At 61.9% G+C, this 13,611-nt stretch carries 13 protein-coding genes; 9 read left to right on the top strand and 4 right to left on the bottom strand.

All coding sequences use genetic code 11. The features are described from left to right. The first annotated feature begins 66 nt into the window (after positions 1 to 66). From ACQKI2_RS15825 to ACQKI2_RS15850, 6 genes are all read left to right on the top strand, one after another. Positions 67 to 1,899 (top strand): SLC13 family permease, encoded by a 1,833-nt coding sequence (locus ACQKI2_RS15825; protein ID WP_427380600.1) that lies wholly within the window; start codon positions 67 to 69, stop codon positions 1,897 to 1,899. A 119-nt stretch (positions 1,900 to 2,018) separates the two neighbouring features. After that, positions 2,019 to 3,446: a circularly permuted type 2 ATP-grasp protein gene (locus tag ACQKI2_RS15830; protein WP_427380601.1), complete on the top strand. Its 1,428-nt coding sequence runs from the start codon at positions 2,019 to 2,021 to the stop codon at positions 3,444 to 3,446. Between the two features lie 3 nt (positions 3,447 to 3,449). Then, positions 3,450 to 4,391 carry an alpha-E domain-containing protein gene (locus ACQKI2_RS15835; RefSeq protein WP_427380602.1) on the top strand — a complete coding sequence of 314 codons (942 nt, stop codon included), beginning with the start codon at positions 3,450 to 3,452 and terminating at the stop codon, positions 4,389 to 4,391. Positions 4,392 to 4,401: 10 nt separating this feature from the next. After that, the gene (locus ACQKI2_RS15840) at positions 4,402 to 5,205 is read left to right on the top strand and encodes a transglutaminase family protein (protein ID WP_427380603.1); all 804 of its coding nucleotides are present in this window, start codon (positions 4,402 to 4,404) and stop codon (positions 5,203 to 5,205) included. Positions 5,206 to 5,229: 24 nt separating this feature from the next. Further along, on the top strand, positions 5,230 to 5,961 hold the full coding sequence (locus tag ACQKI2_RS15845; RefSeq protein ID WP_427380604.1) for a peptidase: 732 nt from the start codon (positions 5,230 to 5,232) through the stop codon (positions 5,959 to 5,961). A 58-nt stretch (positions 5,962 to 6,019) separates the two neighbouring features. Then, complete coding sequence (locus tag ACQKI2_RS15850; protein WP_427380605.1) at positions 6,020 to 6,763, top strand: DUF481 domain-containing protein; 744 nt, start codon at positions 6,020 to 6,022, stop codon at positions 6,761 to 6,763. Here ACQKI2_RS15850 and ACQKI2_RS15855 read toward each other — a convergent pair. Beyond that, entirely contained in the window at positions 6,760 to 7,461 is a 702-nt protein-coding gene (locus ACQKI2_RS15855) for a hypothetical protein (RefSeq protein ID WP_427380606.1), read from the bottom strand. The two genes, ACQKI2_RS15850 and ACQKI2_RS15855, sit on opposite strands and share 4 nt — an antisense overlap. Further along, entirely contained in the window at positions 7,462 to 7,779 is a 318-nt protein-coding gene (locus ACQKI2_RS15860) for a hypothetical protein (RefSeq protein ID WP_427380607.1), read from the bottom strand. It lies immediately after the preceding gene. A gap of 273 nt (positions 7,780 to 8,052) precedes the next feature. On the opposite strand from ACQKI2_RS15860, the gene ACQKI2_RS15865 reads away from it, so the two are divergent. Then, positions 8,053 to 9,636 (top strand): amino acid permease, encoded by a 1,584-nt coding sequence (locus ACQKI2_RS15865; RefSeq protein ID WP_427380608.1) that lies wholly within the window; start codon positions 8,053 to 8,055, stop codon positions 9,634 to 9,636. A 48-nt stretch (positions 9,637 to 9,684) separates the two neighbouring features. Here ACQKI2_RS15865 and ACQKI2_RS15870 read toward each other — a convergent pair whose 3' ends face one another. Then, a complete protein-coding gene (locus ACQKI2_RS15870; RefSeq protein WP_427380609.1) occupies positions 9,685 to 10,701 on the bottom strand; it encodes a 2'-deoxycytidine 5'-triphosphate deaminase in 1,017 nt (338 codons plus the stop codon). 61 nt (positions 10,702 to 10,762) lie between these two features. Between ACQKI2_RS15870 and metZ the strand changes: the two genes are divergently transcribed. Continuing rightward, positions 10,763 to 11,962 (top strand): O-succinylhomoserine sulfhydrylase, encoded by a 1,200-nt coding sequence (metZ, locus tag ACQKI2_RS15875; RefSeq protein ID WP_427380610.1) that lies wholly within the window; start codon positions 10,763 to 10,765, stop codon positions 11,960 to 11,962. A 25-nt stretch (positions 11,963 to 11,987) separates the two neighbouring features. Continuing rightward, positions 11,988 to 12,404, top strand: coding sequence for a Co2+/Mg2+ efflux protein ApaG (gene apaG / locus ACQKI2_RS15880; protein WP_035600601.1), 417 nt, complete (start codon positions 11,988 to 11,990; stop codon positions 12,402 to 12,404). Between the two features lie 21 nt (positions 12,405 to 12,425). Here the strand turns inward: apaG and ACQKI2_RS15885 are convergent, their stop codons facing one another. Next, positions 12,426 to 13,502 (bottom strand): hypothetical protein, encoded by a 1,077-nt coding sequence (locus ACQKI2_RS15885; RefSeq protein ID WP_427380611.1) that lies wholly within the window; start codon positions 13,500 to 13,502, stop codon positions 12,426 to 12,428. Between the last annotated feature and the right edge of the window lie 109 nt (positions 13,503 to 13,611).

Here is a 13,611-nt window from a genome sequence, read left to right on the forward strand (position 1 = left end):
TTTACATTGCGCTTTCGGTCCGTTCCGGCTTTCTAGGGACTAATCGCAACAGTTTCAGGACACCGCATGCTCGCTCCGCTCCTCGAGAGTTCGGTCTTCCAGATCAGTTTTGTTCTGGTCCTTGTTGTCTTTGTATTTTTCGGTTTTATCCGGGAGAAGATACCAGCCGATGTGGTCGCCCTGATCGCGATGGGCGCGCTGATGCTGACCGGCATCCTCTCCGTCAACGAGACGATTTCTGTATTTTCCAATTCGGCGCCGATCACGGTGGCGGCGATGTTCATCCTGTCGGCGGCGCTCGAGCGAACCGGGGTCATCGACTATGTGGGGCGCGCCGTCGTCAGGCTGGCGAATGGAGGCTCCCCCGCCATCGCCGTCGTGGTGATGATGGCGGCTGTCATCTTTCTCTCGGCCTTCATCAACAACACGCCCGTTGTGATCATCCTGATCCCTGTCGCCATTCGGCTCGCCAAGGCGATCAATATTGCGCCATCAAAATTGCTGATGCCGCTGTCCTTCGCGGCCATCTTCGGGGGCACCACGACGCTGATCGGCACCTCGACCAATATTCTGGTCGATGGCGTTTCCCAGAACCAGGGCATGGCGCCCTTCGGGATGTTCGAGATTACGCTGGCCGGGATGATCTTTGCGGCCGTGGGGGTCACTTATACTTCTGTGCTCGGCCCCTTCCTGCTGCCCAAGCGCGAGACGCTGGCGGCGATGCTGCCCGATCAGAAGGAACGCCGCTTCATCGCGCAGATCCTGATCCCGCTGAATTCTGATCTGATCGGCAAGACAATCGCCGAGACCGGGTTCACGGCGGAGAAGGGGTTCACCGTGATCGACGTGTTCCGGGAGGGCGTGTCGCTGCGGGCGGATCTGAAGAAAATCGTGCTGCAGGCGGGCGACCGGATCGTACTGCGCTCGCCGGTTTCGGAAATGCTCACCCTCAAGGAGGCGGGCAGTATCGCGATTGGTACCCAGGGCGGCAAACAGGCTTCCTTCGAGCCGGTGCAGACCACCGAAACGGTGATCATGGAAGGCGTGATCGGCCCCCATTCGCGCCTCATCGGGCGGCGCCTGGCTGGCCTTGGCCTCGCGCGCCTCTACGGCGTGTACGTGCTCGCCATTCACCGGCGTGGCGAGAACATGGCCTCCCAGATCAACGAGCTGCGCTTTGAAGTGGGCGACACCGTTCTGCTGGAGGGTCCGCCGCGCGGCATGCGGGAGATGTTTGACGAAGGCCTGCTCAACAACCTCACCGAAAGCTCCGACCGGGCCATCCGGCGCGACAAGGCGCCGGTGGCGATTGCCGCCGTGCTGATGGTGATGGGCCTTGCTGCCATTGAGCTGATGCCGATTGCGGGCCTAGCCCTGATTGCTGCCACGGCTGTGGTGGCCTTCGGCTGCCTTGATCATCAGGAAGCCTACCGGTCGATCCAGTGGGATATCCTGATGCTGATCTTCGGCATGCTGGCGCTCGGCACGGCGATGGACAAAACCGGGGCGGCGGCTGTGGTGGTCGGTCTGCTCTCACAGGTCGCGGGAGGGGCAGGGCCCCTTATCCTGTTGATCATCGTCTACGCCTTCACCTCCATGGTCACGGAGATCATGAGCAACAATGCGGCGGCGATCCTGATCACGCCGCTGGCGATTGGGCTTGCCCACGGCTTGGGCGTCGACCCGCGCCCCTTCGTCGTGGCGGTCATGTTTGCGGCCAGCGCCAGTTTTGCCACACCCATCGGATACCAGACGAATACGCTGGTTTACCGGGCGGGGGGGTATGCGTTCATGGATTTTGTCAGGTTCGGCTTGCCTCTGAATCTGATCTTTGTGGCGGTTGCCGCGATCGTGATCCCGATTTTCTGGCCTCTCGTGCCGCTCGCGCCGCAGGGGTGATGCTCTCCTTTTGTGCAGTAAAAGCGCCTGTTTGCACGATTGGTGGGCGGGTTTGGCCTCAAGTGAGCGCCTAAGAGAAGGGCGTTGAGTGCTGCAAAATACGGCGTAAGGATACGCTGATGGCTGAAACTCCACGGTTTTTCAACGAGATGGACGGCAGCGGTGAAAACCCCCGCGCTCCCTATGCACGTTATTGCGATTGGTTTGCGGACGAACCTCCCGAGCGGCTCCGCCGGAAGGCGCGCGAGGCGGAGACGTTCTTCCGCCGGACCGGCATTACCTTCAACGTCTATGGCGCCGCCGATGCGGACGAGCGGCTGATCCCGTTCGACGTCGTACCCCGGATCATTTCTGGCAAGGAATGGGCGCGGCTGACCAAAGGCATCGAGCAGCGGGTGCGCGCGATCAACGCCTTCCTGCACGACATCTATCACCGCCAGGAAATTCTGCGCGCCGGGCGTATTCCGGTGGAGCTGATCCAGAACAATGACGCCTTCCTGCCGAAGATGATCGGCGTGGTGCCCCCGGCCAAAGTTTACACCCATATTGTCGGCGTTGACTTGGTGCGCACCAGCGAGAACGAGTTTTTCGTTCTGGAGGATAATGCCCGCACGCCGTCCGGTGTCTCCTACATGCTGGAGAACCGGGAAACGATGCTCCACATGTTTCCGGAGCTGTTCACCAAAATCCGTGTGCGTCCCGTCAGCGACTATCCCAAATCCCTGCGCCGATCGCTGGCGGCCTGCGCGCCGGCGGCCTGCACGGGCCGCCCCGTGGTGGCGGTGCTGACGCCCGGTATCCACAACTCGGCCTATTACGAACACGCCTTCCTGGCTGACCAGATGGGCGCCGAACTGGTGGAGGGGCATGACCTGCGCGTGGTCGATGGGCGGATCGCGATGCGCACGACGCTCGGCTACACGCCTATCGATGTGCTCTATCGCCGGGTGGATGATGATTATCTCGATCCCCTGAACTTTCGGCCCGACTCAATGCTGGGCGTGCCGGGGATTCTCGATGTCTACCGCGCCGGCGGTATCACCATCGCCAATGCGCCGGGCACCGGAATTGCCGACGACAAGGCGATCTATTCCTACATGCCCGACATTGTTCAGTTCTATACAGGCGAGAAGCCGATCCTGAAGAATGTGCCGACCTGGCGCTGCTCTGAGCCCTCATCCCTGGCCTATGTGCTTGAGCATCTGCACGAACTCGTTGTGAAGGAGGTTCATGGATCGGGCGGGTACGGAATGCTGGTGGGGCCGGCCGCCTCGAAGAAGGAAATCGAAACCTTCCGCGCCAAGCTGCAGGCGCGCCCGTCCGCCTATATCGCCCAGCCCACTCTGGCGCTTTCCACCGTGCCGATCCTGACGCGGGCGGGCCTTGCGCCGCGCCATGTGGACTTGCGGCCTTTCGTGCTCGTATCGCCCGATGGCATCGAGATCACCCCGGGGGGGCTGACGCGCGTGGCGCTGAAGAAAGGCTCCCTCGTCGTGAACTCCAGCCAGGGCGGCGGCACGAAAGACACCTGGGTTCTGGAGGAATAGGCGATGCTTGGGAAAACCGCAGGCGGCCTCTTCTGGATGTTCCGTTATCTGGAGCGGAGTGAGAATACCGCGCGCCTCGTCGATGCCGGCTTCCGCATGGCGCTCACCCGTTCTGACCATGCCGAGGACGAATGGGCCTCGATCATTGATACCGCCTCCGCCCGCCATGATTTCCTGGCTGCGGGCGGAAAATTCGATGGCCAGAGCGTCGTCAATTTCCTGCTGCGGGATCCGGGCAATCCGTCTTCGGTCATTTCCGTGACTGAGGCGGCGCGCAACAATGCCCGCTTGGTGCGCACGGCGCTGACGCGGGAAGTGTGGGAGGCGGTCAACGAATCCTGGATCGTGCTCAAGGATGTCCTGGGGCGCCCCATCAAGGAAACGGAACTTCCCGAAGTTCTGGGGATCATCCGCAAGCAGAGTTCCCTGGTGCGCGGCGCAACGGTTGGCACCATGCTGCGCAATGATATCTATAACTTTGCGCGGGTTGGCACCTTTGTGGAGCGGGCGGACAACATTGCGCGTATTCTGGACGTGAAGTATTATGTGCTGCTGCCATCGGTGACGCTGGTGGGGTCCACGCTGGACAATGTGCAGTGGGAGACGATCCTGCGCTCGGCCTCGGCTGAGCGGGCATTCCGCTGGCTGTATGGCGGCGAGGCGCGTGCCAGCACGATTGCCGACTTCCTGATCCTTGACCGGCGGATGCCGCGCTCGCTGCTGTATTGTCTGCGCAAGATCGCCGGAAACCTTGGACATCTGTGTGCTGACTACAATACCCGCGCGCCGAGCCTCGACATGGCGCTGTCGATGCGGGATGATCTTGAGGATCGCAGTATCGAACGCATCATGGATAGCGGCCTGCATGAGTTTCTGCTGGCCTTCATCCAGAACAATAACGCGCTCGCCCATCAGGTCGAGCAGGACTTCCGCTTCTACAATTGAGGACGGGAAAATGCTTCTCAGGATCCTGCACAAGACGCGCTCGGTCTACGACAATCCGGTCGGCTACGGCCTGCTGCAGCTTCGCATGACACCCAAGCCGCGCCCGAACCAGCAGGTGTTGAGCTGGAAGACCGTCATTGAAGGCGGAAAGGTCGAGGCGGAGTTTGATGATCAGCATGCAAACCGTGTGCATCTCGTCAGCATGGAGGCGGGGCATTCGGAACTGACAATCACCTGTGAAGGGGAAGTCGAAGTGCGGGATACGGCCGGGGTGGTCGGGCCGCATACCGGTTTTGCCCCGCTCTGGCTGTTCCGGCGGGCGACGCCGCTGACCCGGCCCGGGCCGCACATCCGCCGGCTCGCCAAGGCTGTTCCCGATGCCAGCGGCGGCGACGTTCCCCGCCTGCATGCGCTGGCCGAGATCGTGCGCGGCGCGGTGCGCTATGAAACCGGCCGCACGGACCCGGATACGAAGGCCGAGGAGGCGGTCGAGGCTGGCCATGGCGTGTGCCAGGATCATGCGCACATCTTCATTTCTGCGGCGCGCCTGCTGGGCTATCCGGCACGCTATGCGGGCGGCTATCTGATGATGAATGACCGCGTGGAGCAGGAGGCGGGCCATGCCTGGGCGGAGGTCCATGTCGAGGGGCTTGGATGGGTCGGCTTTGATGTTTCCAACGCCATCTCGCCGGATGACCGCTATGTTCGCGTGGCGACAGGTCTTGACTATGCCGAGACCGCTCCTGTTTCAGGTATGCGCTTCGGTGAGGCCACCGAATCGATGAATGTCCTGATCCAGGTACAACAACAATAAGAAGGCGCTGAAAGCGGCTCACCCATGACGTATTGTGTCGGAATGAAGCTTGATCGCGGACTGGTCTTCATGTCGGACACCCGGACCAATGCGGGCGTCGACAATGTTTCCAAGTTCCGCAAGCTGTATACTTGGTCCAAGCCCGGCGAGCGGGCGCTGGTGCTGATGACGGCCGGCAACCTTGCGACCACCCAGGCAGTGGTCAGCATTCTGGAGGAGCGCACCAAGGCGCCCGCGGAGCGGCGCCCCTCCATTCTCGAACTGCCGACCATGTTCCAGATTGCGCGGCTGGTAGGGGAGACCTTGCGCGAGGTGATCCAGTCCAACGCGGCCACAGGGCAGAAGGCTGATTCGACCTTCAACTCGACCATGATCCTCGGGGGCCAGATCAAGGGGGTCGAGCCGCGGCTTTTTCTGATCTATCCGGAAGGCAATTTCATTGAGGCGAGCAATGACACGCCCTTCTTCCAGATTGGGGAGACCAAGTATGGCCGCCCGATTCTGGTGCGCGCCTATGACCCGGCGATGGGTGTGGAAGAAGCCGTGAAGCTGCTCATGGTGTCGTTCGATTCCACGATCAAGGCGAACCTCTCGGTTGGCCTGCCGCTGGATCTGCAGGTCATCGACAATGATATGCTGCGGCTTGGCGCCTCCAAACGGATCGAGGCAGATGATCCATATTTTGCGCAGATATCCAGCGGATGGGGCGAGGCACTGAAAAAAGCGTTCGACTCCTTGCCCCCATTCAAGTTTTGACAGTGTGCGCGGTGGGGTGCCTGCCGCGTGCGTTGAAACAGAACAGGGAGAGGGCTTGATGAAGGTCATTCTTGCCGCCGCCGCAACCGCAGCATGTATTGTCTTTCCAGCCATGGCGCAGGAGGGTCGGTGGACGGGCGAAGGGTCGCTCAGCGCGGGCCTGAACACAGGGAACACCGAAACCAGTGATCTGGGCGTCGGCGTGAAGATGAGCCACGAGACCCAGATCTGGAGCAACAGTTTCGAACTGATTGCGGACTATGGCACCAAGAACGGCACCGAGACAAAGAACCGGGCCTTCTTTGCCGGCCAGACCAATCGCACGCTCAGTGACAGGGGGTTCGCTTTTGGGCGCCTGTCTCATGAGATGGATGAATTTTCCGGCTTTGAAAGCCGCTCCTTTGCGGGGGGTGGCATGGGCTGGCAGATATTCGAAGGCAAACCCCTGGCCTGGTCGGTTGAGGGCGGCCCCGGTATCAAGTTTGACAGGATCAGGGCTTCCCGCGCAGGCAATCCGCCGGTCACGGTGCCGGCCCGGTCTGACGAATCCTTCTCTTTCATTGCCGCTTCCAGGGTGAGCTACGTCTTCAATGACGCGGTGAAACTCGGAAACGATACAAACCTCATCTATGCCGACCCTTCCACGCAGATTGGTAACAAGACCACACTGACGGCGCTGCTGACCAAGCGGCTGTCAGCGCGGTTCTCATTTGAAGTGCGCCACGACACCGATCCGCAATCCGGTTTCGAGCCAACCGACACGGCCTCGCGGATGTCTCTGGTATATGCTTTCGGTGACTAATCCGGCGCGCTGAAAACGATGGCGGCATTGCCGAAGGGCTCGCGGTAGCGCGCCAGCCTTTCGGCGCTGATCGTCCGTAGGCCCATGATCGGCTCCATCACGATGAACGTGTCTCCGTCATACCCGGCGACCAGCACGTAGTGATTGAGGAGATTGCTGCCGGTCTTCTCCGACAGCCAGGCGGCGCGCGATGTGATGAAACTGGCCGGAAAGCCGAGGACCGGCACATTTGCGCCGGGCAGTTGCCAGGTCTGGACATAGATGGACGGCACTTGCACGGGAACCAGCACGGGCCGTCCCGCTTCCAGCTCTGCTTTCAGCCCGCCCGCGGGCAGGCGGACGGCGCTGCTGACAAGATCCTGGGACTGGGCGAGGGCCTGTAATTCGGCCATCGAATAACCCGCCTTGGTGTCAGCCGGGGGATGGGCGAGAAAAATGTCATTGCCAGCGGCGGTGCCGGGGCCGCGCCAGTAATTGACGACGCTCGCAAGGGCGTGGGCACCGCAGGCCGCGCCATCTATCTGCTGGTCATGCTGAACCGGCAGCAGCAGGGTTTCAGGCGGTGAAACAGCGCCGCCGACCATCTCGAAACTGTTGCTGGAAGTCCGGCTGGCAAAGCTGGCCGGATCTGGATTGGGGTGCGTGGCGCAGGCGCTGAGGGTCAGCGACAGGGCCGCAAACAGCGCCTGCGCTTTCATTTACAGAACGGAGGCCACAACGATGACGATCGCCACAAGGCCGACAATGGCGAGGAAGTTGTTGGTCGACATGCCGCCCGTATACTCGGCTGCTTCTTCCGGCGACATCACCTGAACTTCATAGCCCTGCTGCTGGTAGGACTGGACAGTTGCGATCTGCTCGTCGGACAGGCCGTAGCGCTGGAGGTCATTGGCGCTGAAAGTCTGGGCTTCAACGCTGCGGAACGGCGACGGAGCTTCCTGCGCAAACGCAGCTGCAGGCGCAGCGAGCGACAGGGCCAGGCTCATGGCAATAGCGGTCGGAACGCGGAGTTTCATGGGCAATCCTCTTCCATTATAATTGAGCAACATCCGGGTCAGCGGGTTGCCCATATCCGGGCAACGGTCACAGCGGTGGTTGCGAGCCCGAAACTATCCGGGTCAACCGTTTAACGCGGTAGAAAAGCGCTTGTTCCCGGCAGGGAAGACTTTTCTTCCAGATTTCGGGCCGGTTCTTGAAGGATCTTGTGTGCGCTTGCGCGAATGATAATGTCACCGCCGGACAGGATGGGTGCTCCTCACGCACATTACACGACGCTTCAGGACAATTGTATGATCTTTGATCGGGTTAAGCCGCTCGACGCCATATTGGCGACGGCGGAAAAAAAGAGTCTGCATCGCTCGCTGGGAGCGTTCCAGCTCACCATGCTCGGAATTGGCGCCATTATCGGGACGGGGATTTTCGTCCTGACAGCCGCCGCAGCCCAGAAGGCTGGTCCTGGCATGATGTTCTCCTTCGTCATCGCAGGCTTTGTCTGCGCGGTGGCGGCACTGTGTTATTCCGAACTTGCCTCAATGGTTCCGGTTTCGGGTTCAGCCTACACCTATACTTATGCCGTTATGGGAGAGCTGCTGGCCTGGACGGTCGGCTGGGCGCTGATCCTCGAATATGCGGTTGCCGCCTCCGCTGTCTGTGTTGGCTGGTCGGGTTACGTCATGGGCCTGATCGGGAATCTTACCGGATTTCACTTACCGGACTTTTTAAGTGCCGGACCGGCCTGGAGCATGAACGGTTTTCTTCCGTCTACGGATTTCAGCCATGGCGTTATCAACCTGCCGGCGATCGTGGTTGCCATGGCGGTGACCGGCCTTCTGGTGCTTGGCACCAGTGAAAGCGCGATGGTCAACGCTGTGCTGGTGGCGGTCAAGGTGATCGCGCTGACGGCGTTCATCGCGCTCAGCCTCCCGGTGCTCAAGGGAGAGAATTTCACGCCGCTGATGCCCAATGGCCTGTTTGGGGCTGACGGTCTTGGCGTGATAGGCGCCGCAGCCTCAATCTTCTTTGCCTATGTCGGTTTTGATGCCGTATCGACCGCCGCAGAGGAAACCAAAAACCCGCAACGCAACGTGCCCATTGGCCTGATTGCCTCGCTTGGGGTCTGCACCATCTTCTACCTGCTCGTAGCGGCGGGTGTGATCGGAACCGTGGGCGCTCAACCCCTCACCCTCAACGGCGTCGTGCTGCACCCTGACTCGGCCGGTTTTGCCGCGCAGTGCAAGCTGCTGTCGGAAGCGGGAGAAGCCCCTATCGTGTGTTCGCGCGAGGCGCTTGCCGAAGTGTTGCGGATGGTCGGTTTTGAACAGATCGGCAACCTCGTTGGCCTCGCCGCGACAATCGCCCTGCCGTCCGTGATCCTGATGATGATCTATGGCCAGACACGTATTTTCTTCGTGATGGCCCGGGATGGCCTGCTGCCCGAGAAGCTCGCAGATGTTCACCCGAAATGGAAAACCCCGTGGAAGATGACCATTTTCACCGGCATCTGTGTGGCAATTGCCGGGGCTTTCTTCCCGGTTGGTCAGCTTGCAGATATTTCCAACTCCGGCACGCTGTTCGCCTTCTTCATGGTGGCCATTGCCGTGCTCATTTTGCGGAAGAAGGAGCCCAATCGCCATCGCCCGTTCCGCACGCCCTTTGTTTGGATCGTCGCCCCTCTGGCAATCATTGGTACGCTGAGCCTCTATCTCAACCTGCCGATGGTGGCCAAACTCGTTCTGCCGATTTGGGGCAGCATCGGATTGCTGATCTATTTCCTGTACTCCCGGCGGCATTCCCATGTGGGCAAGGGGATCATCGATGTGCATGAGGATGACCCCGACGCCCCGCCGCAACCGGTGCCGCCCATCCACAACTAGCTGGCGCCGGCCGGGAAAGACCACGATGTGGCCTGCGCTGCGTTCCGGTCAAACCGCGAAATGTTTGGAAAGTTTCAGGCCCTGACCCTGATAATTTGAGCCCTGGCCCCCATAAAGGTGCCGGGGCTTTTCCGTCATCGGCTCATAGATGAGCTTGGCGACCGGCTGGCCGTGCTCGAGGATGAACGGCACGTCGCGCGAGCGCACTTCGAGGACAGCGCGGCTGCCCGCCTTGTTGGTGCCAAAGCCTGGATCGAAGAAGCCGGCATAATGCGCGCGGAACTCGCCGAGCTCGGGCGCGATGGGCGCCATTTCGGCGGCCTCGTTCGCGGGCACCTTCACGGTCTCGCGGCTGACGAGAATGTAGAATTCTTCGGGATTGAGCACGATGCGGCCGTTCTTGGGATAGACCGGTTCCCAGAACTGGCTGACTTCATGCGCGCCAAGGCCGCGCAGATCGACCACGCCGGAATGGGCCTTGGCGCGGTAACCGGCTGGCTCTCCCGCCGGGGGTTCCAGATCGATCGACACGACCTTCTCGCGCAGGGTTTCGGGCTTCTTTTTCTTGAAGCGCAGCTGGGCGAGGCGGTCTCCGGGGCGCACTTTGATCGGGAAGGTGCGCGGGCTGACCTCCAGATAGAGCGGGCCGGAATAGCCCGTGGGCACTTCATCGAACGCCTTGCCCTTGTTGGTGACAAGGCGGGTGAACACGTCGATCCGGCCAGTGGAGCTTTTGGGATTGGCCCGCGCCGACAGACCGGCGGGCAGGCGCAGGGATTCCTGCAGCGGCACCAGATAGACGCAGCCGGTTTCCAGCACGGCGCCTTCCTGGGTGAGGTCGATCCGGTGAAGGTGGATGCCGGGCTCCTGCAGCATCTCGGCAACAGTGCGATCCTTGCCCGGCAGGAAACTGGCCCGCAGGCGATAGGCGTCCACGGCCAGACGCAGATCCAGGCTGGCGGGCTGGATCTGGCCCGGTTCCGGCGCTTCATCGCACCGGATCGCCCCGCTTTTCAGCAGGTCTTCAATCTCGAAGTCGGGAATAACCCCGCTAATATCAGCCATCACTTGCACCCTGTTGGGCTCAGGCATAAGACCCGCTGCTGGAAACACAAGGATCAGAGCCATGGCCGATGCATCGGGCAACGACAAGAAGGGCTGGAAGCCCGCGACCCAGGCGGTGCGCGGCGGCCTGATGCGTTCCCAGCATGGTGAGATTTCCGAAGCGCTCTACCTGACCTCCGGTTACGCCTACGACTCGGCCGAACAGGCGATGCGCCGCATGGCCGGGGAAGAGGAAGGCTTCGTCTATTCCCGCTATGGCAGCCCGACCAATGAGATGCTCCAGCAGCGTCTCTGCCTGATCGAAGGCGCCGAAGCCTGCCGGGTGACCGGATCAGGCATGGGCGCCATTTCCTCCGCCATTCTTGCGCCCCTGAAAGCCGGTGACCGGGTTGTCGCCGCAACGGCCCTTTTCGGCTCCTGCCGCTGGATCATCGCCAACCAGATGCCGAAATTCGGTATCGAGGCGGTGTTTGTGGACGGGGCAGACCTCGACGCCTGGAAGCGCGAGATCGGCAAGGGCTGCCAGCTGGTGCTGATTGAAAGCCCGGCCAATCCGCTGCTCGACGGGGTAGACATTGAGGCGGTGGCGAAGCTGGCCAAGGCTGCCGGCGCGCTGCTGGTGGTGGACAATGTGTTCGCAACGCCGGTGCTGCAGCGCCCGCTGGAGCTGGGCGCCGATGTGGTCGCCTATTCGGCCACCAAGCATATGGACGGGCAGGGCCGCGTTCTGCTGGGCGCGATCCTGACGGACGCCAAGCGGATGAGCGACGTCTACGATCCGTGGCTGCGCCATATGGGGCCTGCGGCGTCGCCGTTTAATGCCTGGGTGGTGCTGAAAGGTCTTGAGACGATGCAACTGCGCGTCGAGGCACAAAGCCAGACGGCGGCGCGCCTGGCCGACGCGCTCGCGGCGCACCCGGCGGTCAATGCCGTGCGCTATCCCCACCGCCAGGATCATCCTCATTATGAGGTGCACAAGCGGCAGATGAAATCGGGCGGCACGCTGCTCGCCCTGTCGCTGAAGGGCGGGCAGGAGGCAGCGTTCCGGTTCCTCAACGGGCTGAGCCTGGTCGATATCTGCAACAATCTGGGCGACACCAAATCGCTGGCCTGCCATCCATCGACCACGACGCACCGGGCCCTGAGCGATGCCGAGCAGGCGGCGATGGGGCTGGACCGCAGCTGGATCAGATTGTCTGTCGGGCTGGAGGATGGCGACGATCTGGAAGCCGATCTCCTTGCCGCCCTTAACAGCTTGTGAACCTATGCCGGGGAAGGCTTGGTCCATGGCAAGACGCCCCGCTCCTCCGCAGTATGAGGCCATTACCGATGGCGTCCGCATTCGTGTGCGGCCGAAATTCCTGCACGACGAATCCGAGCCCGCGCGGGCGAAATTCATGTGGCAGTATACGGTGGAAGTAGAGAATGAGAGCGACCGGACCTGGACCATCATCCGCCGGCACTGGCGCATTGTGGACTCGGCCGGGCGGCTTCAGGCCGTCGATGGCGAGGGCGTGATCGGCCAGACGCCGACGGTTGGGCCGGGCCAGCGCTTCAGCTACACGTCCGGCGCGCCGCTGGCCACGCCGTCGGGCATGATGACCGGCACGTATGACCTTGTGGACGATGAGGGCGAAGAAATGGTGGCGCGGATCCCGGCCTTTTCGCTCGACAGCCCGTATGACACCTCCCGCCCCAGCTGAGGCGGGGATGTACTGCCCGGCCTAGCGCCAGGCTTCCGGGCGGCCGGGCATCTGCTCGCCAAGTTTCAGAACCCTGAAATTGCGGCCCATCATATCTTCGGTGAACAGCAGGCTGAGGTCGGCGGGGGCCAACAGGCCCTGCCAGGCTTCAAGCTGAGCCGGCGCGGATTCGGCGAAGAGAACGGTTGAGCCGGTCTGGTCCACAACGATGGCGCCATATTCCTGCAGCGCGCGGGCGATCACCTTGGCGGCGGGCGTGAGGTTTGTGTTCTCGATATCATAGGCCGGGTCGAGCTGGATGCGGGCACCCATCGGCAGGCCGACAAGATTGGGCGCGGTGCCTTCGGGAGCTTCCAGCGCCATACTGGCGGGCGAGACGAAGCTGCCGGTACGCGGCGCGGGATAGGCAATGGCAAGGGCATGATCGATGCGGCCCGCCTTGATTTCGTCAATCCGGATCAGGCCCGCAATCAGCGGAACGCCCGAAGGGCGCGGGGAAGCCGACAGGTTGGTGTCCGGCGCCGTCATCCAGGGGGCGGCAACGCCTGTGCCCGTCAGGTCCACTTCGGCGCCGAAGGAGGTGCCCCAGTAACCTGTTTCCGGGTTCTGGGCGCCCTGCTTCATTTCCCAGGCGCGGCCGGCTACGGGGTCGACCATGGCGAGGTAGGCGGTGCTGCCTTCGGGGCCGGGGGGAACGGCGAAGGCAGGCGCCGGAATGCGCGTGCCCGGCTCGAAGCCGCGTCCATAATAACCCTCAAAGTAGGGAAAAACCTTCTTTTTTGGCGTCTTTGCGGAGTCGATATAGTAGGTCGCCACCGAATAGACCGGCATGTTGATGGAGAGCGGACTGTGGCTCGCGAAGTCCTCGATCAGGAGTTCTGAGAGCGGGTCGATCTTCGCGTCAGCGGGGATTTTGGTGTTCCAGGGGCTGTCTGCCGAGAAGGGGCGCCAGCCTGCGGGCGCTTCGACAGCAGCGGCGATCTCGGCCGGTGCCGGCGCGGCGGCGGGTGCCGATTTTGCGTTGAATCCGGTCTGCGCGCAGGCCGCTACGGCCAGAACCGACAGCGCGACAGCAAGTTTGGAGCCTGATTTCAGCATGTTTCCCTCCTGGGGACAGGTATCTTCCCGTCGGCAGGCAAGAAACAGGCCAATTAAGAAGCCGGGCCTCGCGAGAGACCCGGCTTCAAGGTTAATCCGGCGCGGGCAG

The sequence above is a fragment of the Hyphomonas sp. NPDC076881 genome, assembly GCF_050269995.1.
Classification (GTDB): Bacteria; Pseudomonadota; Alphaproteobacteria; order Caulobacterales; family Hyphomonadaceae; genus Hyphomonas.